This is a genomic window from Herbivorax alkaliphila (assembly GCF_030848475.1).
Taxonomy (GTDB): domain Bacteria; phylum Bacillota; class Clostridia; order Acetivibrionales; family Acetivibrionaceae; genus Herbivorax.
On sequence record NZ_JAVDDS010000009.1, the window covers coordinates 46,186 to 72,111 of the forward strand.

Annotated in this window: 20 protein-coding genes; 18 read left to right on the plus strand and 2 right to left on the minus strand. The window is 31.7% G+C overall.

The window, feature by feature from the left end:
• Window positions 1-179: 179 nt before the first annotated feature.
• A complete protein-coding gene (locus tag RBH29_RS04955) occupies window positions 180-1,142 on the plus strand; it encodes a Yip1 family protein (RefSeq protein WP_306695642.1) in 963 nt (320 codons plus the stop codon).
• A gap of 211 nt (window positions 1,143-1,353) precedes the next feature.
• Here the strand turns inward: RBH29_RS04955 and RBH29_RS04960 are convergent, their stop codons facing one another.
• Window positions 1,354-3,576 (minus strand): glycoside hydrolase family 9 protein, encoded by a 2,223-nt coding sequence (locus RBH29_RS04960; RefSeq protein WP_306695644.1) that lies wholly within the window; start codon window positions 3,574-3,576, stop codon window positions 1,354-1,356.
• A 342-nt stretch (window positions 3,577-3,918) separates the two neighbouring features.
• Here RBH29_RS04960 and RBH29_RS04965 point away from each other — a divergent pair, with 342 nt between their 5' ends.
• The 15 genes from RBH29_RS04965 (at window position 3,919) to mnmA (ending at window position 21,418) form a co-directional block, all read left to right on the plus strand.
• Entirely contained in the window at window positions 3,919-9,096 is a 5,178-nt protein-coding gene (locus RBH29_RS04965) for a dockerin type I domain-containing protein (RefSeq protein ID WP_306695645.1), read from the plus strand.
• Window positions 9,097-9,372: 276 nt separating this feature from the next.
• A complete protein-coding gene (locus tag RBH29_RS04970; RefSeq protein ID WP_306695646.1) occupies window positions 9,373-10,251 on the plus strand; it encodes a MurR/RpiR family transcriptional regulator in 879 nt (292 codons plus the stop codon).
• Window positions 10,252-10,276: 25 nt separating this feature from the next.
• Window positions 10,277-11,506: a BaiN/RdsA family NAD(P)/FAD-dependent oxidoreductase gene (locus tag RBH29_RS04975; RefSeq protein ID WP_306695648.1), complete on the plus strand. Its 1,230-nt coding sequence runs from the start codon at window positions 10,277-10,279 to the stop codon at window positions 11,504-11,506.
• 175 nt (window positions 11,507-11,681) lie between these two features.
• Window positions 11,682-12,173 (plus strand): hypothetical protein, encoded by a 492-nt coding sequence (locus RBH29_RS04980; RefSeq protein WP_306695649.1) that lies wholly within the window; start codon window positions 11,682-11,684, stop codon window positions 12,171-12,173.
• 79 nt (window positions 12,174-12,252) lie between these two features.
• The gene (locus RBH29_RS04985) at window positions 12,253-12,687 is read left to right on the plus strand and encodes a HutP family protein (protein WP_306695650.1); all 435 of its coding nucleotides are present in this window, start codon (window positions 12,253-12,255) and stop codon (window positions 12,685-12,687) included.
• Between the two features lie 55 nt (window positions 12,688-12,742).
• Window positions 12,743-13,096: a chorismate mutase gene (aroH, locus tag RBH29_RS04990; protein WP_306695651.1), complete on the plus strand. Its 354-nt coding sequence runs from the start codon at window positions 12,743-12,745 to the stop codon at window positions 13,094-13,096.
• Window positions 13,097-13,142: 46 nt separating this feature from the next.
• Window positions 13,143-13,820: a (d)CMP kinase gene (cmk, locus tag RBH29_RS04995; RefSeq protein WP_306695652.1), complete on the plus strand. Its 678-nt coding sequence runs from the start codon at window positions 13,143-13,145 to the stop codon at window positions 13,818-13,820.
• Window positions 13,813-14,397, plus strand: a complete 585-nt coding sequence (locus RBH29_RS05000; RefSeq protein WP_306695653.1) for a lysophospholipid acyltransferase family protein — start codon at window positions 13,813-13,815, stop codon at window positions 14,395-14,397. Before cmk ends, RBH29_RS05000 begins: the two co-directional genes overlap by 8 nt.
• A gap of 2 nt (window positions 14,398-14,399) precedes the next feature.
• Window positions 14,400-16,463, plus strand: coding sequence for a bifunctional 4-hydroxy-3-methylbut-2-enyl diphosphate reductase/30S ribosomal protein S1 (locus RBH29_RS05005; RefSeq protein WP_306695654.1), 2,064 nt, complete (start codon window positions 14,400-14,402; stop codon window positions 16,461-16,463).
• Between the two features lie 266 nt (window positions 16,464-16,729).
• The gene (ndk, locus tag RBH29_RS05010; RefSeq protein WP_306695655.1) at window positions 16,730-17,152 is read left to right on the plus strand and encodes a nucleoside-diphosphate kinase; all 423 of its coding nucleotides are present in this window, start codon (window positions 16,730-16,732) and stop codon (window positions 17,150-17,152) included.
• Between the two features lie 29 nt (window positions 17,153-17,181).
• A complete protein-coding gene (locus RBH29_RS05015) occupies window positions 17,182-17,958 on the plus strand; it encodes a CheR family methyltransferase (protein ID WP_459076755.1) in 777 nt (258 codons plus the stop codon).
• Between the two features lie 52 nt (window positions 17,959-18,010).
• Complete coding sequence (locus tag RBH29_RS05020; RefSeq protein WP_459076756.1) at window positions 18,011-18,289, plus strand: YkuS family protein; 279 nt, start codon at window positions 18,011-18,013, stop codon at window positions 18,287-18,289.
• A 266-nt stretch (window positions 18,290-18,555) separates the two neighbouring features.
• Window positions 18,556-19,737, plus strand: coding sequence for a cysteine desulfurase NifS (gene nifS, locus RBH29_RS05025; protein WP_306695658.1), 1,182 nt, complete (start codon window positions 18,556-18,558; stop codon window positions 19,735-19,737).
• Window position 19,738: 1 nt separating this feature from the next.
• Window positions 19,739-20,176 (plus strand): Fe-S cluster assembly scaffold protein NifU, encoded by a 438-nt coding sequence (gene nifU / locus RBH29_RS05030; RefSeq protein ID WP_306695659.1) that lies wholly within the window; start codon window positions 19,739-19,741, stop codon window positions 20,174-20,176.
• A 159-nt stretch (window positions 20,177-20,335) separates the two neighbouring features.
• Complete coding sequence (gene mnmA / locus RBH29_RS05035) at window positions 20,336-21,418, plus strand: tRNA 2-thiouridine(34) synthase MnmA (RefSeq protein WP_306695660.1); 1,083 nt, start codon at window positions 20,336-20,338, stop codon at window positions 21,416-21,418.
• Here the strand turns inward: mnmA and RBH29_RS05040 are convergent.
• Window positions 21,408-22,208: a histidinol-phosphatase HisJ family protein gene (locus tag RBH29_RS05040; protein ID WP_306695663.1), complete on the minus strand. Its 801-nt coding sequence runs from the start codon at window positions 22,206-22,208 to the stop codon at window positions 21,408-21,410. The genes mnmA and RBH29_RS05040 overlap by 11 nt on opposite strands.
• A gap of 181 nt (window positions 22,209-22,389) precedes the next feature.
• Between RBH29_RS05040 and RBH29_RS05045 the strand changes: the two genes are divergently transcribed.
• Together RBH29_RS05045 and RBH29_RS05050 are read left to right on the plus strand one after the other, a co-directional pair.
• Complete coding sequence (locus tag RBH29_RS05045) at window positions 22,390-24,030, plus strand: bifunctional diguanylate cyclase/phosphohydrolase (RefSeq protein WP_306695665.1); 1,641 nt, start codon at window positions 22,390-22,392, stop codon at window positions 24,028-24,030.
• Between the two features lie 267 nt (window positions 24,031-24,297).
• A complete protein-coding gene (locus RBH29_RS05050; protein WP_306695666.1) occupies window positions 24,298-25,797 on the plus strand; it encodes an HD domain-containing phosphohydrolase in 1,500 nt (499 codons plus the stop codon).
• Window positions 25,798-25,926 lie beyond the last annotated feature (129 nt).

The window sequence follows — 25,926 nt, forward strand, 5'->3', positions numbered from 1 at the left end:
CTCTTTATGTTTTAATTATCTCTTTTTGCATTAACAGGTTATATAACTTAATGCAAAATACCTTTTTCATATTTTTAGATTATATATAAATTTTAATTGACAAAAATGTTTTCTAGCTGATATTCTTATATTGACAAATAAATGAATGATATTGTTTTTATTTTTAAGGAGGTCAAGACATGTCAAAGTATTGTAGTGAATGTGGGAAACCTTTAAATGATGAAGAAAGTTGTACCTGCAAAGAAACAAACGAGTCTAAAAAACTAGATCAACAAAGCCAAGATACGGAAAATACAGATAATAGTAACGACTCTCAATCTAAAGAAAATGATGCTAAACAAAATGACAAACAAAATCAATCTAACGAAAATGATGCCAAACAAAGTGACAAGCAGAATCAATCTAACGAAAATGATACCAAACAAAATGACAAGCAGAATCAATCTAACGAAAATGATACCAAACAAAATGACAAGCAGAATCAATCTAAAAAAAAAGAAGGCTTTTCGTCTGAAAAGGCAAAAGAAGTAATGGATAATACTTCAAATTATCTAAAAAAAATATTTGGATTTTCAACTGTACTTATCAAAAATCCTTCGAGCACAATGAAGCATACAGCCAATAATCCTGATTTTAAAAAAGGATTATTCTTTGGTGGGCTACAATCAATATTATTTGCTTTTATAATTGTTATCATTTTCAACCAATTTACTAACTCTATTTTAGGTCTTGGAGGACGTATGCTTGGACGCCCACAAGATATACCTTATTTTAGTATATATTTTAGGTCATTAGCTTTTTATTTTGCATCATTTTTACTTTTGCCTGTTTCATTTTTAATTACATCAAAACTTTTTAAAATTGACTTAGATTTTAAGTCTCTTGTAACAATTACAGGTGTATCATCTATTCCATTAATTATAGCAACTGCCGTTCTTATAATTGGGTTGCTTATATCTTCTGCTTTAACTATTATACTATCTGGAGCTATTGTTTTTTCCATTGTACTTACATATATAGGTCTAAATGAAATGACATCTATGAATGAGGATAAAGTTATTTATTGGGTAACATCAGGTTTTGTATTGTTTTCAATATTAATGATTATTCTTGCAAATATTATTAATCCGATTTCAATGTAAAGTGAACTCGTTTAGTTAAAGCTAAACATTCAGACCTCAGATGGAGACTCAACTCCACCTAAAAATTTATAAGAGGAACTCCACCTTATAGAAGATGGAGTCTTAGATTAAGATAAATCTGTCGTTATTATAAAGCTCCACCTATAGCAGGTGGAGCTTATATTATAATTCAGTTGTAGTAACTTCTAATGCATTTCTTGGTTATAAAAAATTAATTATGTGGCAACTCATCAATTATCTCAAGTATATATCTACTTAGAATAACTGTATCTGTTGAATCTATTATGCCATCACCATTTAAGTCAGCAACTTCTAAGTCAACATCTTCTGGAACTGGAATTTCTAAGACAATTCTGCTAAGCAGTATGTAGTCAGAAGAATCCACCACACCATCACCGTTTAAATCACCATATAAAATGTCTGGCTCTGGAGTTGGTTCTGGGTCAGGAGTTGTTTCCCCACCTGGAGGCTCTTCTCCCCACAGAAGTACACCCTCATCATATATTGGAATTAACGGAGTCATACCGTCAAAAGAGATATTACAATAATCAGGATCATCATGTATTCCAGGATATGACCAGTCATTTTCATGAGTGCCAACACCATCTCTATATGAAATTGATACATTAGCTTCCTTTTGACAAAGCGTCCACTCAGCAGGCATAATTTTTGTACCTGTAAAATCAACTGTAAAGTAGTATATGTTATCAGCATGATGCTCCAATCCGTGAAGTGTTGCACCTTCATGTGAACCAAGTTCAAGTTCTACAGCATCTATATCATAGCCGGCTTCAAACACTTCTGTTAAGTCCATAAAGTATCGTGCTGATAGTGTATCTTTCATTGTTGGCGGCCTAGCTGAACGATTGTTAACCTGAAAAAGCACATTTACCGTTCCATCTCCCTCAAACATTCTCCATGCTCTCACAAAGTATTCTTCCAAATCATCTTCAGGTGCTATAAAATCCTCTGGTTGAGGCCAGTCTTCCAATAAATCGCCTCCATACAGGTCATACATTTTTGCTAGGGCACCTACAAAACCTGCATTATAATCTATTGCAACCTCATTCATAATGTAATCGTCAATGTCATCTACCCAGTGATCATCTGCATCCGGTCCTCCTACTAATGCACCATATAGTATATGGCGATTAAATTCTGGAACCTCAGTCATACTAACCCATGAGCTATGTGCAGTTCTGTGGTGAGGGTGTTTAGGAGAATCTTCTCCAAATCCCACCATATAACTTCCACCACGTGGATTATCACCTAAAGCATAGTTAATTTGTCTTTCTGCAAATTCCCTATAGTCATCTTTTTTAGATAATGTTCCAACAGTTTCATCTTCAGACCATACAAAAGCTAAAAATGCAGCTGTAGTAGCATAACGCAAAGACCCCCATTGATCTAACCATGCCAAACCACCTGGACTATATGTTATACCTCCTCCTGGAAGGAAAAAATCCAGATTTCTTTCAACCATATATACATACTCTTCATCTCCGGTAATCTGTGCTATTTTCATTGCTGTACCATAACTTACATCATCCCAGCAGTGAGTATGGTATCCACCTATTGTATCAACAGGCATAACTGAAATAGCTTTATCAAGGTAATGATCTTCTCCTGTTTTTATATGAAGCCAAGTAGCACCCCAGGCAAGGTCATCTACGTATCCACCGGAAGGATACAATATATCTAAAGGATTTCTTCCCTGATATGTATAGCCAAAATCAAATATTCTCTCTGCATGCATAAGACATTTTTCTGCATATTCAGGATCTGTCTCTTCAAATATCAAAGAAGCTATAGTCAATGCAGCAGCAGCCATACCTGCAACATCAGACCCTGGTGTTTCAGGATCTAATCTAAATGAACTTCTATCAGTTCTGTATTCTAAAAGTTCATGTGGAATCCATACAGAATGGTCAGATTCACCATGTCCACTTAAGTAATAAAGCACATCAGGTTCTGGATTACATTTTATCAAATAATCTGTACCCCATTTAATTTCATCAAGAATATCTTCTAACAATCCAGAATTTTCAAATGCTTCACGAAACTCATATACAGCCCATCCCAATTGACTTGCAGTGTAGGAAATGGTATGTGTAAACTTAATTCCATCACCAGCATCAGCCCAGCCTCCTGTCAGGTCAAGACCTACGTCTTCACCATCTGTCATAGCAGATTTGCTTCTGTAAGGCAAGATATAATCGTCTGGAATGTCACCAAGTCGATTTGCCTTGTAAAACAAAAGTGATTTTTGCAATGCCTCACCATAATTATAATGTGAGTCCCCAGCTCGCGGCGAAGAATTTGCAAAAATTTCTGACTGCATCACAAAAGAAGGCAGTATCAATGATGTCAATAGTACAAATGCAATTAACAATGTCAGTTTTTTGTGTAAAATTACACCCCTTTTTTTTGCCATAGAATTTACTCTCCTTTTTTAAATTTAATAATGACTAAGAAATAACATCCGGTTCTCATAGCCTAAAACCCGTTAAATCATTGGAGTTTTGTCTTTGAGAATAGGGCATTACTTCTTGCATTTCTTAATATTAAAATATATTTTAAAAGCTTAGAGGTTAGCCCCTCTTTACTTTCTTTTCTTAATTTTATTATATAATGATATGGTGAATCTGTACAGAATATATTGCCTTTAATTTTTAATAAAATTTTCAAAAATTTTTATTAAAATAGGAACTTTTTTCTTTTTATATCGTCCTAATATATTGTATAATTAAATTAAAAGAAAAAAGGGGGAGAAAAAATGCCTAAAAGAATAATTTCCTTATTAGTTATTTCATCTATTTTACTGGTAATTTGCATTCCAGGATTTGGATTAGGTGCAAGTGCATATCCACGTAATGGCTTTCGCTTGGTAGCTTCAAATTCTGACTCTACTGGTATCTCTGTTGACACTGAATTTTTACTTGAAACAGAAGAAGATTTTTCATTAGAGCAGGTGAAAGAAGCTTTTTCAATTGATGGTGAGCCAGATCCTATTATTGAAGAGCTGGATAAAAATTTTTTCAGTATAAACCTTTCAAGACCGCTTATGGAAAATAGCATTTATACTTTTAGAATGAGTACAGATGTTGAGACCACCTGGGTTTTTCAAACTCAAACTGAATTTTGCATCACTGGTTCGCTTCCTGGAAATGAATCCATTGGCGTGCCTGTCAATTCAGGAATAGAAATTAATTTTAGCCACGACAATTTTAGCAATATTAAAAATCACTTTGAAATCACGCCAGATGTCTCAGGAAAATTTGAAACATATGATAAAACGGCTGTATTTGTACCGGATGAACTTGAATATGAAACACTTTACACAGTTAAAATAAAAGAAGGTATAAAAATTAACGGTACAGATAGAGTGATAGATGAAGATTATATCTTTTCATTTGAAACAAGATCCGAGCAAGAACCATCTCAACCGGAAGAACCAACACTATCAGTAAATTATATTGGTCAGATTACTGATTTTTCTTCTGAAGATGAAATTGAAATCTCTTTACAATATAGTTTTAGAAATCTTCCAGATGGATCTGCACCACTAAATCTTAATACAAGCATCTACGCTTATAATGATTTTGAATCCTTTCACGAAGCAATCTTAATCAGAAACAAGTTTCCAGAATGGGCACAAATAAACTACAGCAATAATTTTGTACCCGTTGATGAATTAGATAAAGTTTTTGAATTTGATCAGGTACTTAATGAAGATGAATCTTTATCAGGAACTGCAACTATTAAAATCCCCCCAAAACTTCCAACAGGCTATTATATTCTAGATAGTTATTGTGAAGGTACAAGAACACAGAAATTTATACAGGTAACAGATACAAGCATTTATATAACAAAGACTTCATCAGATACCTTGGTATGGCTCAATGATATGCAGTCAAGCCAACCTTTAACAGATGCAGAAATTAATTTTACATACTCTGATGACACTTTTATTACAGATAATAAGGGGATTGCCACTTTTGATTCAGAATTAATTGATGATATCAAAAGAGGAGAACCCAATAATGATAACTATTTTTATCCTAGATATTATTATGGATCAAATTATACTTATAATAAGCAGTTTATGACTGTAACAACTTCAGATGGCAAAAAATCTCTTTTAGATACAAGCTCTTTCAGTGATGGAAGCAGTAATGATTATTGGAGATATTTCTTTACAGACAGAGGAATGTACAAGCCTGATGATACCATAAACGTATGGGGCTTTATAAAAAATAGATATGAAGATGAAAATATAGATTATCTTACTCTAGAAATATCCCAAGGCTATTACCACTGGACAGGAAATAATAATTTACCTATCTTAAATGAAAGTATAAGTGTAAACAACAACTTTTATGAAGAAGAAATTGAGCTTCCCAATTTGCCTAGAGGCTATTATACAATTAGACTAAAGAAAGGTAATTCAGTTATTACAACCAGCAACATTGAAGTACAAGACTATGTAAAACCATCTTATAAGATGGAGATTGATAAAGATAAAGTTGCAGCATTTATTGGAGATGAGGTTAATTTTAACCTTAGTGCAGAATTTTTTGAAGGTACAGGTGTATCAAATCTAGATACAAGTTATACAATTTCAACTAGATCATTGACAGGTGCAAATATAAATGAAAATGATGTTACAGATACCTCTGGTAAATTAAATATAAAATATGTCCCAGAGGTAACAAGAGATATTCAGGGAATATATACAATTCCAATAACCGCTAGGGCACTTCTTCCTGAAACAGGTGAAATTAACGCCTCAAATTCAGTTATGGTTTTTGTCAATGATATTGATGTAAAAAGAAGTGGAGAAATTAAAGATGAAAAGGGATACATTAATGCTACAGTTCATGAAATTGTACTTGATCGCTTAAATGATGGAACAGCAGAGCATTCTAGAGACTATTTAGGTGATACTGTAGAAAACAAACAAATAACAGGTACTATATACAAAAATACCTGGGTTAGAGAAAAGACTGGAACACATTATGATAGAATTAATAAAGTTACTTATGATACATACAGGTACAATCTTGAAACTTCTCCAATAGAAGATTTCTCAATGACTACAGATCAAGACGGACAAGCTCAATATATCTTTGACGCTCCAGAAATTAAAGATTCATATTATACTGCTGAAATAAATTGTGTGGATAATTCAGGAAGAGACATGTCTTATTCTATCTATATAGGAAAACGCATTGACTATTCTGGATATAACAACCATGATAGATACAGTTTAGACAGTGATAAAGATAATTATAGGATTGGTGAAGATGTAGAGCTTCAGTATACTTTTGGAAACGAAAATCTTCCTGAGGGGGATTATGTTTATATTCTATCACAAAATGGAATGGTAGATTATGAGACATCCAATTCTTCAACACATACTTTTGAATTTATTAAAGAGTATATGCCAAATGTTCATGTAACAGCAGTTTATTTTACAGGTAGGTCATATGTTGCAAAGAGCAAAAGAATCAACTATGAGATAGAAGAAAAAAATCTCATTATTGAAGGAGAAACAGATAAAGATTCTTATAAACCAGGAGAAACTGTAAACTTAAATGTAAATGTGACAGACACCGATGGAAATCCTGTCAAATCAACTGTAAATGCAAGTATTGTTGACGAAGCTTTTTTCAGTTTAAAGGATCAAAACATAAATGTTCTAAATGACCTATTTGCAAATGTTGGTTCGGGAATATATTTTGATAAAAAATCTCATACAACAGCTGAAGACTTTTGGGGTCGAGGCGGTATTATGCCTCCAGGTTTTGATGATGCACTAGAAAGTGAGCTTGACAGCGGCGGTGAATCTGATATAAGATCTGATTTTAGAGATACTGCAAACTTTGTAAGCATAGAAACTGATGACAGCGGAAAAGGGAATGTAAGTTTTAAACTACCTGACAATGTTACTTCATGGAGAATAACTCTATCTGCAATATCAAAAGATCTCTACGGAGGAAGTGAAACCACAAACATGATAGTAACACTGCCATTTTTTATAAACTACAGCTTTAATTCATCTTACATGGCAGGTGATACTCCTGTAATGGCTGTAAATGCTTATGGCACAGGCCTTACAGAAGATGAAGATGTGTATTTTGAAGTATATGATAAAGATGATCCTGATACAAAAGTTACCGTTAGTGGAAATGCTTTTGAAAGAGTAAATATACCACTGTGGACTTTTGAAGAAGGATATTACGATTTAATAATTAGAGCATATACTGAAAGTGGTTTTTCCGATGCTGTTTTACATTCTATAAATGTAGTTGATTCATACTATCAAATTGAAAAATCTGAATTCTTTGAAGCTTCACCTGGAATGGACATAACGATAGGAGAAGAGGGATATACAAATCTTGTATTCCAAGACAAGAGCAAAGGTATGTATTTTTGGAATTTATTAAGCTTATATAATTCTTACGGAAACAGAATAGATCAAATTACATCAAGATATTTAGCATCAGAACTTTTAGACGAGCATTTTAGTGACAGTACACATATCCAACCTTTAGAGCAGCCAGACATTTCAGATTACCAAAAACCTGATGGTGGCCTATCCCTGCTTCCTTATTCTGAAAGCGACATTGACTTAACTGCAAAGATGGTAACTTTTGCAAAGGATATAGCTGACACCAGCCGATTAAGAACTTATTTCAACAGAAAACTTGATGATAATGATAGTAGAATAAAGGCGTTATACGGACTCTCTGCACTAGGAGAACCTGTTTTATTAGAACTTAATGAAGCTAAAAATATTGACAATTTAAGCATAATGGATGCTATTTATCTGGCTCTTTCATACTATGAGCTTGGTGATTACTCAAAGGCAGAAAAGATATATGATGAAAGAATATCTCAATACATAGAAAAATACACGCCATATTATAGAGTGAACACTAATTCTACTAAAGATAGTATGCTAGAAGCTACTTCTCTTTGTGCATACCTCTCAGCATTACTTGATAAGCCGGAAAAAGAAGGTTTATATAAGTACTGTACAACTAACTTTACACGTGACATATTAATATTTACTGAAAAACTCCTTTTTATTTCTGAAAACATAAATAATCTTTGTGATGAGGATACAGAATTTACATACAGCTATGAAGATGAAGAACATAAAGTAGATTTAAATAATGGCAGAAGCTTTTCATTAAGACTACTTCCACATCAATTTGAAAACTTTGAAGTAACTGATGTAAAAGGTGATGTTTCTTTGGTGTCTATTTTCAAAGAAAATGTTTTTGATATAAAAGATACAAGTGATGATATTTCCATTAGTCGTTCATACCATTTTGAAAATGGTACACCTTTAGATTCAAACACATTGCAACAAGGAGATATTATAAGAGTACGCCTTGAGTGGGATATTAGTGATACTGCCTTTGATGGCTCTTATGAAATAACAGATTATCTTCCTTCAGGATTAAAACCTTATAGATCAATGTGGAATACAGAAGGACAAAAAGTTACTTATTATATTCACAACAGCTCCTATTGGCGTAACCTACCATATATTGAGTATCTTGCAAGGGTTGTCAGCCCTGGTGAGTATACAGCACAAGGACCTGTAATTCAAGGCAGATCTTCACGAGACATTATAAATTCAGGAAAAACAGAAACAATAACTGTTAAAACAGATGAGTTGGTTTCTGATCCAATTGATCCTCCTCCATTTGTACCTGAGCCTGAACCAATTTCATACGGGGATTTAAACGGTGATGGTATAATAGATTCAACGGATTATACAATACTTACAAGATATTTACTTGAGGTTATTGATGACTTTCCTGCTCCAAAAGAAGCTGCGGACTTAAATGGAGACGGTTCTATTGACTCTACAGACTTATTTATATTAAGAAGATATTTGCTTGCATATATAGATAGTTTTCCAGTTGAAGATAATTAAAAAAGGGGGCTAAACGCCCCTTTTTTTGTCTTTTTTTACTCAATCTATATCGAGTGCATGTAAGTAAACTCGTTTAGCTAAAGCTAAACACCAAATTTTCACGTGGAGACTCTAATCCACCTGAAAATTTATAAGAACAACTCCACCTTATAAAGGTGGAGTCTTAGAATAAGATAAAAGTGCTTGATTTTTGTCTATTTAAAATGTAATATAATATTGACAATAATAATTTTTGAACAACAGTATAAATTCAAAAGATAAATAAGGGGATTAAAAATGGAAACGAAAAATTACGACTTAATATCTGTAATTGAAGATAGTATGAAAGGGTTTAGTAAAGGACAAAAATTAATAGCAAATTTTATTATCAACCGCTATGACAAAGCTGCCTTTATGACTGCTGCAAAACTTGGCGATGAAGTAGGTGTAAGCGAATCAACAGTAGTCAGGTTTGCAAATGAAATTGGTTATGATGGATACCCTCAACTTCAAAAAGAATTAAGAAAATTAATTAAGAGTAAACTAACCTCTATTCAAAGAATGGAGGTATCGTCTGATAGAATAAAAGACAGTAACATATTAAAAAGTGTTCTTTTATCAGATATGGACAAGATAAAAATTACATTAGAAGAAATTGATTCTAAGATTTTTGATAATATAGTTGAAAGTATTTTAAATGCAAAAAAAATATATATACTTGGAGTGAGAAGTTCTGCACCACTGGCAAGTTTTTTAGGATTTTATTTTAACCTTATATTTAATAATGTAAGACTTGTGCATACTACCAGTGTAAGTGAAATGTTTGAGCAAATAATTTATGCATCCAAAGGTGATGTAATGATAGGCATAAGTTTTCCCAGATATTCATTAAGAACCATAAACGCAATGAAATATGCAAAAAAGCAAGGTTCAAAAGTTATAGCTATCACAGACAGCAATGATTCACCATTGGCGGAAAACTCAGACCTTGCTCTCACCGCTAGAAGCGATATGGCATCATTTGTGGATTCACTTGTGGCACCTTTTAGTGTTGTAAATGCTCTAATTCTTGCAATTGCTATGCGCAGGAAAGATTACGTTTATGATGTTTTTGAAAATTTAGAAAAAATATGGTGTGAATATGGGGTCTATGAAAAAAATGATAAAAATTTATAAAAAATATACTTATGGAGATTAAAAAATGGCAAAGAAAGTTATAGTAATAGGTGCTGGACCAGCAGGCATAATGGCCGCAGGAAAAGCTTCTGAAAAGGGTAATGATGTAATTCTTGTTGAAAAAAATAATGAAACAGGTAAAAAAATACTAATATCAGGCAAGGGCAGGTGCAATATAACAAATAACACTGATATAGAGGGACTTATTGAAAACACTCCTGGAAATGGGTGTTTTTTGTATTCAGCTTTCTATACATTTTCAAACTCTGATTTGATAGATTTCTTTAATAAACATGGTCTTAAAACAAAAGTAGAAAGAGGGGGAAGAGTATTTCCTGTTTCAGATAAAGCAAAAGACGTTGTTGATACATTAAACGCTTTTTTAAAGGATAAAAAAGTGAATTTGTGGTTAAATTCTCCTGTTGAAAGAATATTAGTAGAGAATAAAAAGGTAAAAGGTGTGGTATTGAAAAGCGGCAGAAAGCTTATGGGGGATAAGGTTGTTTTAACAACTGGAGGTGCCTCTTATCCTGGAACCGGCTCAACGGGAGATGGTTATAAAATGGCTGAAAAGTTAGGTCACACTATAAACAAATTAAAACCCTCCTTGGTACCTTTAATTACTAAAGAAACATGGGTTAAAGATTTGCAAGGACTGTCTTTAAAAAACATTTCAATATCACTTCTAAATAAGAATGGCAAAAAAATATATAGTGATTTTGGAGAAATGATTTTTACACATTTTGGAGTTTCAGGTCCTGTAATACTGAGTTCAAGTAGACATATGCTAGATTATAACTATAGAAATGTTACACTGTTAATAGACTTAAAGCCAGGGCTGACTAAAGAGAAATTAAATGAAAGAATTCAAAGGGACTTTTTAAAGTTTTCCAAAAAGCAATTTAAAAATGCCTTAGATGATCTTCTACCACAAAAACTAATTCCTGTAATTATAAGTCTTTCAAATATAAACCCTTCAAAGACTGTAAATCAAATTACACGGGAAGAGAGAACATCTCTTGTAGAACTTTTAAAAAACTTTAGTTTAACAATTAATGGATCAAGACCACTAAAAGAAGCAATTGTAACCTCAGGCGGCGTATGCATAGACGAAATTAATCCATCTACAATGGAATCTAAACTAATAGAGGGACTTTTTTTTGCAGGAGAAATTATCGATTTAGATGCGTATACTGGAGGGTTTAATCTAACTATTGCCTTTTCAACAGGATATTTAGCAGGTATAAATTGTTGAAATGCCCTATTCTCAAGGATAAATTTCCGATAACTTAACAGTTTCTGGGGTATGGGAATAGGATGTTATTTCTAGCCATTACTTATTATATACTATGTGTATTTTTTTAAAAATTTGAGCATATTATTCTTATAGATTATAGTAATTATTCCCTCATAATATCGGAGTGAAAAATATGAAAATCATAGCATTTAGGTTAGGCAAAAAAAAGATGAAATATCGAAATAAAATTACAATAAATATTCTTGAAAAAGTTTTTTTCTTTATTTTTGTATGTGTATTCTTGAGTTTGATTTTTATTCAATCTGCAATGATGAATCCAAATATAAGGTCTGTTCTTGTAAATGAAAATGGTTTAGAGGGAAATCCTCTTCAACTAGAGGAGTATCTTTATAAAAAGGGCGAACTTTTCATTTCATTAAAAAGTGAAAAGACAAATGAAAAAGTTAAGGTATTATTAAATGGAGATGAAATAGCTACATTTACCGCAAACATCGTAAAGCTTTACGTAAAAGATGGAGATGTAGTAGAAATTGATTCTACTATGGCTGATAATGCTAAAGTGGAAATAATTTCTACAAGCAATAATATTGCAGATAACTACAAAGGCACTAAAATTAATTTAAATTCTGAAATAAAACAATTAACTAAAATAAGAATTGATTAAATTTTTTATTGTCTTAATGTCATTATTACAGTATAATATAATAGTGTTTGATAACTTTATATATAATTTTGGAGAGATTATGGACGAAAATATTTCGAAATTTACAAACTTCGGAAGTAAGGAAATTGCTTCTGCAGCTATTAAAATTGCTCTTACATCACAAAGACAGGAAGAAAAGCACTACCAGTCTGATTATCTTAAACTGGGTATTCAAACTGCTGCTGTAGATTATGGTGGTGAATTCATAACATCGGTTATGAAAATAGTAGAAAGAGCAGTTGTAGCTTCAAAAAGAGAAAAGATTATTGTAGATAATCATGCAGAAGAGGGAGCAGTAGCAGGAGCTACAAGAGAGGCTCTGTCTCAGATAATGCCCAAAGCATTGGGCTTAAACGTCGGAGGCAAAATAGGTATTGCTCGCTGTAAAGATCATATTAGTGTAGCAATCTTTTTTGGTATTGGTTTGCTTCATTTAAATGAAGTTTCTATTGGATTAGGACACAGAGTTGTCTAAAATGTACTTGTAGAAATGGTAGAATGGTAGAATGGTAGAATGGGGGAATTAAGTTATGGTAAAGGCTATAAGAGGAGCTACTACTGTATCAAACAATGATAAGCATGAAATAATAAATGAAACACAAAAGCTTCTTGATGAAATAATTAAAGAAAATCATCTTTCTAAAGATGATATTATAAGTATTATTTTTACCGCTACAAAAGATTTGGATGCAGCTTTTCCAGCGGTAGCAGCACGTGAAATTGGCATGAATGATGTGGCACTTATGTGCATGAATGAAATTGATGTACCAGACAGCCTTAAAAAGTGTATACGGGTAATGTTTCATGTAAATACAGATACGGATAAAATCATTAGACATATATATCTTAATGATTCAAAGGTTTTAAGACCTGATTTAGAGTAGTAATAGCTAAAAAATAACAATAAATACATGGTTTTGAGGGAGTATTATGAATAACAGGAAAATTTCAATTGCAATTGACGGCCCTGCTGGTGCAGGAAAAAGTACAATCGCAAAGACTATATCAAAAAAATTAAGTATTTTATACCTAGATACTGGAGCTATGTATAGAACAGTGGCATTAAAAGCAATCAATGAAAACATTGATACAGTTGATGAGGACAAATTATCAAAACTTGTTAAAAATATTGATATTAAAATTATCTTTTCTGAAAATGAGCAAAAAATTTTTTTAGATGGCAAAGATGTCAATTCTCTTATACGAACACCACAAGTCTCTATAGGGGCATCAAATGTTGCAACCATTTCTAATGTACGGATAAAAATGGTTGAACTGCAAAGAGAAATAGCATCAAAAAACAGTGTAGTAATGGATGGAAGAGATATCGGTACTTATGTGCTACCTAGTGCTGATGTTAAGGTTTTCTTAAATGCAGACATTAAAGAGAGAGCAAAGAGAAGATACCAAGAGCAAATAGCTAAAGGTGTTAAAAATATGACTTTAGAAGAGGTTTTAAAAGATATTCAGTATAGAGATAAAAATGACAGCAACAGAAATTTTGCACCACTTACTAAAGCATCGGATGCTATAGAAATTGACACAACAAATATGTCAATAGACCAAGTAGTAAATACAATTTTGGGGTATGTGAAAAATTATGGGTAAAAAAATATTAAAAATGATTCTTTTTATAATCTTTTCTATTTTTTACAGAGTACAAATTATTGGCAAGGAAAATATTCCCCAAAAGGGAGCTGTTCTTTTGTGCAGCAATCATGTTAGTGAGTTGGACATGTTCTTTATTGGTTATAGAATAAAACGATTAGTTCACTATATGGCAAAAGAAGAGCTTTTTAAAAATCCCCTTTTAGGAGTTATTATAAAAAACCTAGGAGCTTTTCCTGTGAAAAGAGGAAAAGGTGATATTGGAGCTATAAAAACATCTTTAAAACTTCTATCAGAAGGGCATATTGTTGGTATTTTTCCTGAAGGTACAAGAAAGAAAAAAAACAATAAAGAGATAAAAGCTAAAGGTGGAGCAGCTCTTTTAGCTCAAAAGTCACAGTCACCTGTTTTGCCTGTTTTAGTTGACGGTAATTACAAGCTTTTTAGTAAAATTAAAATAATTTTTGGAAAACCATTTAGACTTGATTTAGATAAAAATAAGAAATATACTAATAGTGAGTTATCATTGGAAAGTGAAAAAATTATGAAAAAAATTAATTCTCTTTTGGAGGAATAGAATTGGAAATTGTTGTAGCTAAGTCAGCAGGATTTTGTTTTGGAGTTAATAATGCTGTAAATATGGTTTATGAAATGCTTGAGACAAACGGAAAGCAAATATATACCTTTGGACCTATCATTCATAATGACCAAGTGGTAAGTTATCTTAGTGAAAAGGGTGTAAAAACTGTTGAAGATATAAATGATATTAATGGAAAAGGTCATATTGTTATTAGAGCACATGGTGTTACACCAATTATATATAAGAAGATTAAAGATAAGGGGTTGATTTTGGAAGATGCTACATGTCCATATGTGAAAAAAATACACAATCTTGTAGAAGAAAAAAGTAACCAAGACTACAGGATAATCATTGTGGGTGATAGAAATCATCCCGAAGTAATTGGAATTAATGGGTGGTGTAACAACAGTGCCTATATAGTTAATAGTGTTGACGATGCAAAACTACTAAAAAAAAGTGATAAAAAAATCTGTGTTGTAGCACAAACAACTATAACCAAAGAAAAATGGCATGAAATAAATGAATGTTTAAAAGAACAATTTAAAAACATTTCAAAATTTGATACAATATGTAATGCCACAAGTAAAAGACAGAGCGAAGTGAAGGAAATATCTAAAATTGTAGATTTAATGATAATAGTTGGGGGTAAAAACAGTTCAAACACCCAAAAGCTTTTTGATATTTCTAAAAAACACTGTGCTATGACTTTTAAAGTACAAACATCCGGTGATTTACCGCCGATAGATGTAGGAAAAATAAAAAAAATAGGAATTTCTGCCGGGGCTTCGACACCGGACTGGGTAATTGAGGAGGTTATTAAAAAAATGAGTGAATTAAACAATCAGGAAACAGTGAAAAATGAAGAAAAACAAGATGACATTAATTTTGCCGATGCTTTTGAAGATTCTTTTGTAAGAATACAGCCAGGAGATATTATAACTGGAAAAGTAATTGGTTTTAATGCTAATGAAGTTTTTGTAGACTTAGGATACAAGTCTGATGGAATAATATCTCTTGACGAGTATACTGATGTGCCAGACTTCAAATTGGAAGATGACATAAAAGTAGGCGATGAAATTGAAGTGTTTGTTCAAAAGATTAATGATGGAGAGGGCAATGTGAAGCTTTCTAAAAAGCAGGTTGACGCAATTAAGTCTTGGGATGAAATAGAAAAGGCTTATGAGGATAAAACTCCAGTTAAAGCTGTTGTAGTTGAAGTTGTCAAAGGTGGAGTGGTTACAAGCTGCAATGGAGTGCGAATTTTTGTGCCTGGATCTCAACTAAGTGACAGATATGTAAAAGATTTAAGAGAATATCTAAAAAGAACTCTTGAATTAAGGATTATTGACTTTAATCAAAAGAGACGCAAATTAGTTGGATCTGCAAGGGTACTTATTGAAGAAAAAAATAAAAAGGCCTCAAAAGAAGTGTGGGAAAATATCGAAGAGGGCAAAATTTATAGTGGAGTTGTTAAAAGTCTTACTAGCTTTGGCGCTTTTGTTGATATTGGAGGCGTAGATGGACTTGTCCATGTTTCTGAATTGTCATGGTCTAGAGTAAAACATCCTTCGGAAGTTCTCAAAGTAGGGGACACTGTGGAAGTATTTGTTTTAAGCTTTGATAAAGACAAGAAAAAAATATCTTTAGGATACAGAAAACAAGAAGATAATCCGTGGTTTAAAGTAGGTCAAATGTATAAAGAAGGTGTTATTGTTACTGTAAAGGTTTTAAGAATGGCATCTTTTGGAGCATTTGTTGAAATTATAAAAGGCGTTGATGGGCTTGTTCATATCTCACAGATATCAAACAAGCATGTTGCAAAAGTTGAAGATGTTTTAAAGGTTGGAATGGAAGTTGATGCTAAGATAATTGAAATGGACATTGAAAACAAAAAAATAAGTCTTAGCATTAAAGAAGTAAATCCAATAGACCCTACTGACGATAAATTGCCTAAAGGTGAGAAAAAGGCTGATGAAGCTCAGGAAACAGAGCACAAAGAAGATATGGGCATTACATTAGGTGATGTTGTAAAAACTGAAACAGATGATGAGCCTAAAGAGTGAGTGAACTCGTTTAGCTAAAGCTAAACATTGAGACTTTAGGTGGAGTCTTAGAATAAGATAAAGCCTATGAATTTTACCTAAAAACCAGGAAGAATTAATTCTTCCTGGTTTTTGAAGATTAATTTCGCAAATTTTAACACATACTATTTATTATGCGTATTCACAAACTTGTGAATTTAATTTAACCTTTATTTTTTTGAAATAATATGTTAAAATATATTTATACCAATTAAGTCTTTATACTATTATCACAAAAAGGAGAAAATATGGAGAGAACATTGGTTATCTTAAAACCCGATTCTGTGCGAAGAAAACTTATAGGAGAAATAATCTCACGATTTGAAAGAAAAAATTTTACCATAACTCACATGAAAATGATGAAAATTAAAAAAGAAACTGCTAGATTACATTATGCTCATGTAGAAGGATCACCTATTTTTGAAGACATGATAAAATATATGACCTCTGGTTCTGTTATAACTATGATTGTTTCAGGAAACAAGGTTATATCAGCAATTCGTAATATGATTGGAAAAACCAGTTCTTTTGACTCTTTGCCTGGCACAATAAGAGGCGATTTTGGCTCTCATCGTTTTGAAAACTTAATGCATGCATCTGATTCTGTTGAAAGTGCTGAATTAGAAATAAAAAGGTTTTTCCCTGAACTTAGGGATTTGCTCAGTGATTAATTATTAGAATGGAGATGCCGCACATGACTATGAATTATGAGGGCTTTAAAGAAGAAATTTATAAAATAAGTGGTATTGATCTTAGTCTTTATAAAGAGAGACAAATGAAAAGAAGAATTAATGCTTTAATACAAAAAAAGAACTTTGACGGATATCAGTCGTATATTGATGCACTCAAAGTTGATAGAGAACTTTATAATGAGTTTATAAACTACATGACTATAAATGTTTCAGAATTTTATAGAAATCCTGAGCAATGGAATAAGTTAAGAGAAATTATTTTCCCCATGCTTTTAAAAAAAAATAGAAACCTAAATATTTGGAGTGCTGCCTGTTCTAGTGGTGATGAACCATATACTCTTGCAATGATATTAAATGAATTTGTGCCTCTTAAAAATATAAAAGTCATAGCAACTGATATAGATAAGGACATTCTTAAAAGAGCAAAAAAAGGCACCTATACTGAAAAAAGCGTTGCAAACCTTCCTAAATCTTATTTAAAAAAGTACTTTACACACGATGGCAAAAATTTTCAAATAAATGACGAAATAAAACGATGCATTAATTTTAAGCATCATAATTTATTAGCTGATGAATATCCACCTAACTGTGATTTAATTGTTTGTAGAAATGTTTTGATTTATTTTACAGAAGAGGCTAAAATTCAAATATACAAAAATTTTAATAAGTCTTTAACCTCTTCAGGAATATTATTTGTTGGTAGTACAGAGCAAATACTTCTTTATGCAAATTATAATTTAAAACCTATTCAAACTTTTTTTTATCAAAAAGAAAAAGATTTATAACAAAGCATACTAACAGCCATTTTCGGTAATAATATTACTGGAGGTGGTTTTTTTGGTTGTTGCAATTGAAAGGGGACTTGAAAACCTAAAAAATAAACTTGAAAAAAGAGGTTTCAATGTTGTTTACATTGAAAATTATAATTATCCTGTTGATGCAATTATATATGAAAGAAATTTCTTTAATATTTCTCATGTTTCAAGAAACAACATGCCTGAAGCCACTATGGGTGAAAGGTGCTCTTATGGAGTGCTTATGATTAATTCAAAGGGTAAAACTATTAACGAAATTGAGGACATGCTAAAAAAAAGATATTATACTCCATTATTTTAAATTTTTCTTTTAATACATATTTAAAGCTAAAATTTAAAAACCTAAGAACAATTCTTTCTAATAGATAAACAAAAAATATTGACAATCCCAATCTGGAGTGCTAATCTAGTTGATATAAATATTCAATAATATTAAACTTACAAAATAATACTAATTGATATAAAAGATTATCTCTTTATGTCATATTATAATTCGTAAAATGTTTTAACAATTTATTTTAGGGAATAAATAATAGGAAACTAGTATTAATATAAGGGGTAATAATTATGGACAAAAAGACAATATATTTTGATCACGCAGCAACAACGCCTATAAGCACTGAAGTTTTAGAAGAGATGCTTCCATATTTTACTGAAAACTTTGGTAATCCTTCATCCATATATTCCCTTGGAAGAGAAAGCAAGAAGGCTTTAGAAGAAGCTCGTGAAAAAGTGTCTAAAGCTGTTGGCTCAAATCCAAGAGAAATATTTTTTACCGGTTCAGGAACTGAGGCAGATAATTGGGCTGTAAAAGGTGTGGCTTATGCTAATAAGGACAAAGGTAACCATATTATCACTACAAACATAGAACACCATGCTGTTATGCACGCATGTCAGTACTTAGAGAGTGATGGGTTTGAAGTAACATATTTGCCTGTTGATGAAAATGGTCTTGTTTCTGCGAATGAAGTTTTAAAAGCAATTAGACCTGATACAATACTTATAACAATTATGTTTGCAAACAATGAAATAGGCACAATTCAGCCTATTAAAGAAATTGGTAAAATCGCTAGAGATAAAGGTGTATTTTTCCACACTGATGCTGTACAAGCAGTAGGAACTGTGCCTATAGACGTTAACGACTTAAATATTGACCTTTTATCTTTGTCATCTCACAAGTTTTATGGACCTAAAGGTGTAGGTGCTTTATATGTTAAAAAAGGGGTAAGAATTACTTCCTTTATGCATGGAGGAGCCCAAGAAAGAGGTCGAAGGGCAAGTACTGAAAATGTTGCAGGAATAGTAGGGCTTGGAAAAGCAATTCAGCTTGCAACTAAAAATATAGAAGAAAACAACAAAAAACTTATAGGCTTAAGAGATCGAACAATTGAAGAAGTAATGGAAAAGATACCTTTTACAAAATTAAACGGAGACAGACAAAACCGCCTTCCAGGCAATATTAATTTTTCTTTTGAATTTATTGAAGGTGAGTCCCTTTTACTTATGCTTGATATGAAAGGTATTGCAGCTTCAAGTGGGTCTGCCTGCACATCAGGATCTTTAGATCCTTCACATGTTCTTCTTGCAATTGGTCTTCCTCATGAAATAGCTCATGGATCGCTGAGAATTACTTTTGGAAAAGACAACACACACGAAGACATTGATTTACTTATGAAAGAATTACCTGAAATTGTTGAGAGACTGAGAGAAATGTCTCCATTATATGAAAAAGTGAAAAGAGGGAAATAATATGTATAGTGAAAAAGTTATGGATCATTTTTCAAATCCAAGAAATGTTGGAGAAATCGAAAATGCAGATGGAATTGGTGAAGTTGGAAATGCCAAATGCGGAGATATTATGAAAATGTATCTTAAAATTGAAGACGATAAAATAGTTGATGCTAAATTTAAAACTTTTGGGTGTGGTGCAGCTGTTGCTACAAGCAGTATGTCTACAGAACTTATAATAGGCAAGACTGTTGATGAAGCCTTAAATATAACAAACAAATCTGTTGCAGAGGCTTTAGATGGGTTACCACCTGCTAAAATGCACTGTTCAAATCTAGCAGAAGAAGCTATACAGGCTGCAATAGAAAATTATAAAGTAAAAAATGGTCTTAAAGAAGAGGAAAGTGGATGTATTTCCTGCTGTAAAAGGTGCGAAGATATAAACCATGATATAGACTAGAAATTTAGCTCAACTTAAAACCAAAATTTGAATTTTCAGGTGGAGTAAAATCTCCACCTGAAATTATAAGAAAAATGGGTGTGCATCATACACCTAAAAAAACTTCACCTTATAAAAGGTAGGGTTTTAGAATTGAATAGAAGGTGGAATTGATACGAAATGTCTAAAGAAAAAGTTATGATTGGTATGAGCGGTGGCGTTGACAGTTCTGTAGCTGCTGCTGTGCTTTTAGAAAAAGGTTATGAAGTAATAGGTGTTACCATGAAGATATGGCCTGAAATAAATGCTGATACAAAGCAAGCGGAAGGAGGATGTTGTTCTCTTTCTGCTGTTGATGATGCTAGAAGAGTTGCATACAAGTTGGGCATTCCTTATTATGTAATGAACTTTCAGGATGTATTTGAAAATAAGGTAATTGACTACTTTAAAGATGAATATTTAAAAGGCAAAACACCTAACCCTTGCATTGCCTGTAACAGATATGTTAAATTTGAAGCTATGCTTCAAAAAGCATTATCTATGGGAATAGATTATGTAGCTACAGGACATTATGCCATTATTGAATATGATAAAAACTTAAAAAGGTACTTATTAAAAAAATCAGTAACTCAAAAAAAAGATCAGACATATGCACTATATAATTTAAATCAACACCAACTTTCCAAAATACTAATGCCTATAGGTGATTATACAAAAGACCATGTACGCGAAATTGCAAAAGATTTAGATCTTGATGTAGCTTCTAAACCTGACAGCCAAGAAATATGTTTTGTTGAAGATAATAATTATGCTAAATTTATAAAAGAAAATACAGATAAAAAAGTTAAGTCTGGATACTTTGTTGACACAGAGGGAAATTTATTGGGAAAACATAAAGGAATAATTCACTACACTATAGGTCAAAGAAAAGGATTGGGAATAGCTTTTGGAAAACCTATGTATGTGGTGGGACTTGATATTGAAAATAACAATGTAATACTGGGCAAAAATGATGAAACATTCTCTAAATCTTTGATTGCAGGTGATTTAAATTTTATAATGATTGACAAGCTAGAAGAACCTATGGAAGTAAAAGCAAAAATTCGGTACTCTGCAAAAGAAGCAGATGCAACCATTTATCCGTTAGAAGACGGAAAAGCTGAGGTTGTATTTAAACTCCCTCAGCGAGCAATAACTCCAGGACAGTCGGTTGTTTTTTATAGTGATGATATAGTTATAGGTGGAGGAGTAATCACTTTATAGGCTCAAAAACAGGTTTTCTGTTTTCAAAATAAGCAATATATTTAAACCCTGCTTTTTCAATAAGTTCTTTTATATAAGAAAATTTATATGCTATATAATCCGGTGTATGTGCATCAGAACTTGTGCATATTATTTCACCACCTAATTCTCTGTAGCGATTTACAATGTCAAAGTCAGGCATTGGTGACCCTAAGTTGTATCTATATCCTGATGTATTTACCTCTAGACCTTTTCCTGAAGAAATCAATTTGCTTAAAATAGCATCAATACAATCTGAAAAATCTTTATATCTTAATGTATTGACATCATAACATCCATACCTCCTTATAAGATCTAAATGCCCCAACACATCAAAATTATTAAGCCCTGATACACTTTCTAAAACAGCTTCAAGATACCTACAATAGGCTTCTTTTCTTGTTTTGTCTTTGCAAAAATCTCCATTATGAAGATCTAGTTTGTCTACAATATGGGTTGAAGCTATGACAATGTCAAAATCATATTTCTCAATAATCTCTTTGGTATCTTGTATAACATGAGGTTGAATTCCAACTTCAATACCTTTAAATATTTTAATATTTTTTTTGTTATCTTGTTTTAATTTGTCAACAAACAATGAATATTTATCAAAATCAATCATAAATACATCATCATAGTCAGGATAGTCATAGTCTAAATGATCTGTAAAAGCTATTCCATCAAGTCCTAAATTTATTGCAGTTTCAATAGCTACCTGACAATTCATTTCACTATCTCCTGAAAAACTACTGTGAATATGGCAATCAAACATTTTTGTCCTCCCCAATTTTTTTAAAATTAAATTTGAATATATCTTATTTATAAAGTATAATTATACTTAAGTCAAGTAACTACATGTTAGGTTAAGTAATAAAAAAAGTATAATTATTATTTTTTGTTATAATAATCATTATATTGTCTTATACATTAGAAAAAGAAAGGGAATTGTTATTGTGGAAAGAAAAGAAACACCATTTAGAAACTTAGTAGATTTACTTTTAGGAAATACCAAAACCAAGAAAAAACTTTTAGACGCTAATAATACATCGGCAGACCTCTATTACTATGACGATTTATATTTACAGCCATGGAATTACAAACTGAAGGCTATGATAACAAAATCATTTATAATAACTGTTTTAATTTACTTATTTATTATATCCATTCAGGCTCTAAGACTTTTACCTGTAGAGTATAGAGGGTTTCTTGCCATATTAGAAGTAGGACTTTCTATCTTTCTTTCATATCGATACTCTTATTTAGGAATGTCTCTATCTGCATCTACAAACGGCATTGCGGCTATATATTTTTTTAGATCTGCTTTTATGTTATCTTCAGAAATTGTAAGTGATATTGAAAAAATTCCAGAAGATATGCTAGGTTTAGTTGAATTTGCTCCACCACTGCTTGTAAACCTTGCATTTATGAGAATATCTCTTGTTATTGTATCTATTTTAGTTGCGTACATATCTTCTCAAAACAATAAGCATATATATAAACTAGAGAGAATAGCATTTATTGACAATCTTACAGGAGTTTATAATCATAGGTATTTTCATACATTAGTCGAGGAAAAAATAAAACATGCAGATAGCACAAATAGTTCATTAGGTATGATAATGATTGATATTGATAATTTTAGAAAATATAATAACACTTACGGACGCAATGAAGGTGATGAGCTTTTGGCTAAAACTGCCTACGTATTGTTTAAGGAAACAAAAAAACAAGATATTGTATGTAGATATGGAGGAGACGAATTTGCAATATTAATTTCTGATACTAACACAAATGATGTTTTATGGATAATTGAACGTATAAAAAAATCTTATAAAGAAATGGTAAGAAAAGAAAAACTACCTGAAGATATAACACTTTCTATAGGATATTCAATATATCCTAATTTTGCAAGGAACATGGATGACTTGGTTATGCAGGCAACTAGTGCTCTTTATCAAGCAAAAAACAAGGGTAGAAATAATGTACAATTATATAGAGATGTTTTTGAAGAAATAAAAGCCTTTTTTAATTCAGATGAAGACCAGCTATTTGCTGGAGTGAGAGTTCTTTTAGGCACAGTTTCTGCAAAAGACAAATATACTCTTAGACATTCAGAGAGGGTTATGGATTATACTGAAAAGATAGGAAGGGAACTAGGGCTTTCTAAAAGCAGGCTTCGTGAATTAAAAATAGCTGCTTTATTACACGATATAGGAAAAGTTGAAATACCAGAAGCTATATTGAATAAATCTACACCGTTAACAAATTCAGAGCTTCTTCTTATGCGAAATCATCCAATTTACAGTGTTGATATTTTAGAACCCTTGTCAAGTATGGAATTGTTAATAGATACTATAAAACACCATCATGAAAGATATGATGGCAATGGTTATCCATCTAGAATTAAAGGAAATAAAATTCCCTTTGAGGCTAGAATTTTATGTGTTGCGGATGCATTTGATGCAATGTTATCGAATCGTCCATACAGAAAGGGAATGAATTTAGAGCAAGCTGTGAAAGAATTAAAAAAAGAATCAGGCTCTCAATTTGATCCTGATATTGTAGATGCCCTTTTGAGTGTTTTAAATATGTAAAGTGAACTCGTTTAGCTAAAGCTAAACATGGCGACTTCAGGTGGAGTCTTAGAATAAGATTAACTACTTAAAATATGGTGAAATTATACTTTATATGATTGCAAATTTAATGAATTAGGGTATTGCATATGCTTTGAAAATCATGTAAAATGTAAATAGACTATTATTTAATCTTTTTCTATTCTTATGTTAATCAACATTAAGTTATTTAATTGGGGAGCAAAATACAATATGCAATTTTATTATACCGCTTAAGGAGGATTTTGTATGAGAAAAAAGCTTTCCCAGATATCTAAGGATTATAAGATTCTTATATTAGACGATGAAGAAGGTATAATTAATTCAATAAAGGTAATGCTTAACCGAAACGGTTACTATTGTAAAGGCATTACAAATCCTCTAGAGGCTATTGAAGTAATGAAAGACGAAACCTTTGATATGCTGATACTAGATTATATTATGACTCCAATAAATGGTGACCAAGTTGTTTCAAAGCTAAGAGAATTTAATAAGGATACTTATATATTAATGCTTACAGGTCATAAGGATTTAGCACCTCCTCTTGACACAATAAAAGCTCTTGATATTCAAGGCTACTGCGAAAAAAGCGACCGTTTTGACCAATTAATGCTTTTAATTGAGTCTGGAATTAAATCAATTTCACAGATGCGGACAATTAAACATTTTAAAGATGGTTTAAATAAAATACTCAATACAGTACCTAAAATTTATCAACTACAACCAATTAGTACTATATTAGAAGAAATCTTAAAAGGTCTTATGCCTTTAGTAAACAGCAAAAATGCCTTTATTTTAATTGATGACAGCAACGACAATGAAGAAAAAATAATATTTAAAGGTGTGGGGTCATATGACATACCTACTAAGTCTTTAGTTGAAGTATTAAGCCCATACTTAATGGAACAAATAGGTCGCAGCAGGGAAGTAAATAAAGTTTTAACTTTAGAATCCGGCATTATTTTTCCTCTCTATAACGAATTCAACAAATCTATGGGAGTTATTTATATTGAAAGCAATAACTTTAATGAAGGAAAAACATTAATTGAAATATATTCAAGGCAGGCAGCCTCGTCTATAAACAATGCTTTTTTACATTCACTTATAAATATGAAAAAGGAGGAATTAGACAAGACATATAAGGAATTGAAAAAAAGATATATGGATACAATTGAAGCATTAAGGCTTACCGTAGATGCAAAAGATTACTACACTAGAGGCCACTCTGACAGAGTTTCCTATCTTGCAATGAAATTGGGAACTGGTTTTAACTTATCACAAAAAGAAATTGAACTTCTTAAAATAGCAGGAATATTCCATGACATAGGTAAAATTGGCACTGCTGATGATATTTTGTTTAAAACAAATAAATTAGAATATAATGAGTATGAAGAAATAAAGAAACACCCCTTAAAAGGTGCTTATATATTATCTGCAATATCAATGTTCCAAGATGTTGTACCACTTGTAAAATATCATCACGAAAGAGTTGATGGAAAAGGATATCCAGAAGGTCTAAAAGGTGATGATATTCCATTTTTAGCAAGAATATTAACTGTAGCAGATGCTTTTGATGCAATGACATCTGATAGAAAATATAGATCTAAATTAAATCTTGAAGAAACCCTCAATCAATTTAAAACTCACTCAGGCACTCAATTTGATCCTGATGTTGTAGATATGCTTTTTAAGATTTTAGATGATTATGAATCAATAGAAAAAGACTTGTCTAAAACATTTGAAGATTAAAACATCCTAAAAAAACTGGTGCTAACATTAGCATCAATTTTTTTTATATTTTTATTAAATAATACTTAAAAAGTATGGTAAAATAACAATAGCATCGTAGATTTTTTTGATGAATATTTTATATATAAG

Coding starts and splice junctions, on each gene's coding strand:
- nifU (WP_306695659.1), top strand. CDS start 19,739: ATGTATAGTGAAAAAGTTATGGATCATTTTTCAAATCCAAGAAATGTT.
- RBH29_RS04970 (WP_306695646.1), top strand. CDS start 9,373: ATGGAAACGAAAAATTACGACTTAATATCTGTAATTGAAGATAGTATG.
- RBH29_RS04960 (WP_306695644.1), bottom strand. CDS start 3,576: ATGGCAAAAAAAAGGGGTGTAATTTTACACAAAAAACTGACATTGTTA.
- RBH29_RS04985 (WP_306695650.1), top strand. CDS start 12,253: ATGGACGAAAATATTTCGAAATTTACAAACTTCGGAAGTAAGGAAATT.
- RBH29_RS04955 (WP_306695642.1), top strand. CDS start 180: ATGTCAAAGTATTGTAGTGAATGTGGGAAACCTTTAAATGATGAAGAA.
- RBH29_RS05050 (WP_306695666.1), top strand. CDS start 24,298: ATGAGAAAAAAGCTTTCCCAGATATCTAAGGATTATAAGATTCTTATA.
- RBH29_RS04965 (WP_306695645.1), top strand. CDS start 3,919: ATGCCTAAAAGAATAATTTCCTTATTAGTTATTTCATCTATTTTACTG.
- RBH29_RS05000 (WP_306695653.1), top strand. CDS start 13,813: ATGGGTAAAAAAATATTAAAAATGATTCTTTTTATAATCTTTTCTATT.
- nifS (WP_306695658.1), top strand. CDS start 18,556: ATGGACAAAAAGACAATATATTTTGATCACGCAGCAACAACGCCTATA.
- cmk (WP_306695652.1), top strand. CDS start 13,143: ATGAATAACAGGAAAATTTCAATTGCAATTGACGGCCCTGCTGGTGCA.
- aroH (WP_306695651.1), top strand. CDS start 12,743: ATGGTAAAGGCTATAAGAGGAGCTACTACTGTATCAAACAATGATAAG.
- mnmA (WP_306695660.1), top strand. CDS start 20,336: ATGTCTAAAGAAAAAGTTATGATTGGTATGAGCGGTGGCGTTGACAGT.
- RBH29_RS05040 (WP_306695663.1), bottom strand. CDS start 22,208: ATGTTTGATTGCCATATTCACAGTAGTTTTTCAGGAGATAGTGAAATG.
- RBH29_RS04975 (WP_306695648.1), top strand. CDS start 10,277: ATGGCAAAGAAAGTTATAGTAATAGGTGCTGGACCAGCAGGCATAATG.
- RBH29_RS04980 (WP_306695649.1), top strand. CDS start 11,682: ATGAAAATCATAGCATTTAGGTTAGGCAAAAAAAAGATGAAATATCGA.
- ndk (WP_306695655.1), top strand. CDS start 16,730: ATGGAGAGAACATTGGTTATCTTAAAACCCGATTCTGTGCGAAGAAAA.
- RBH29_RS05015 (WP_459076755.1), top strand. CDS start 17,182: ATGAATTATGAGGGCTTTAAAGAAGAAATTTATAAAATAAGTGGTATT.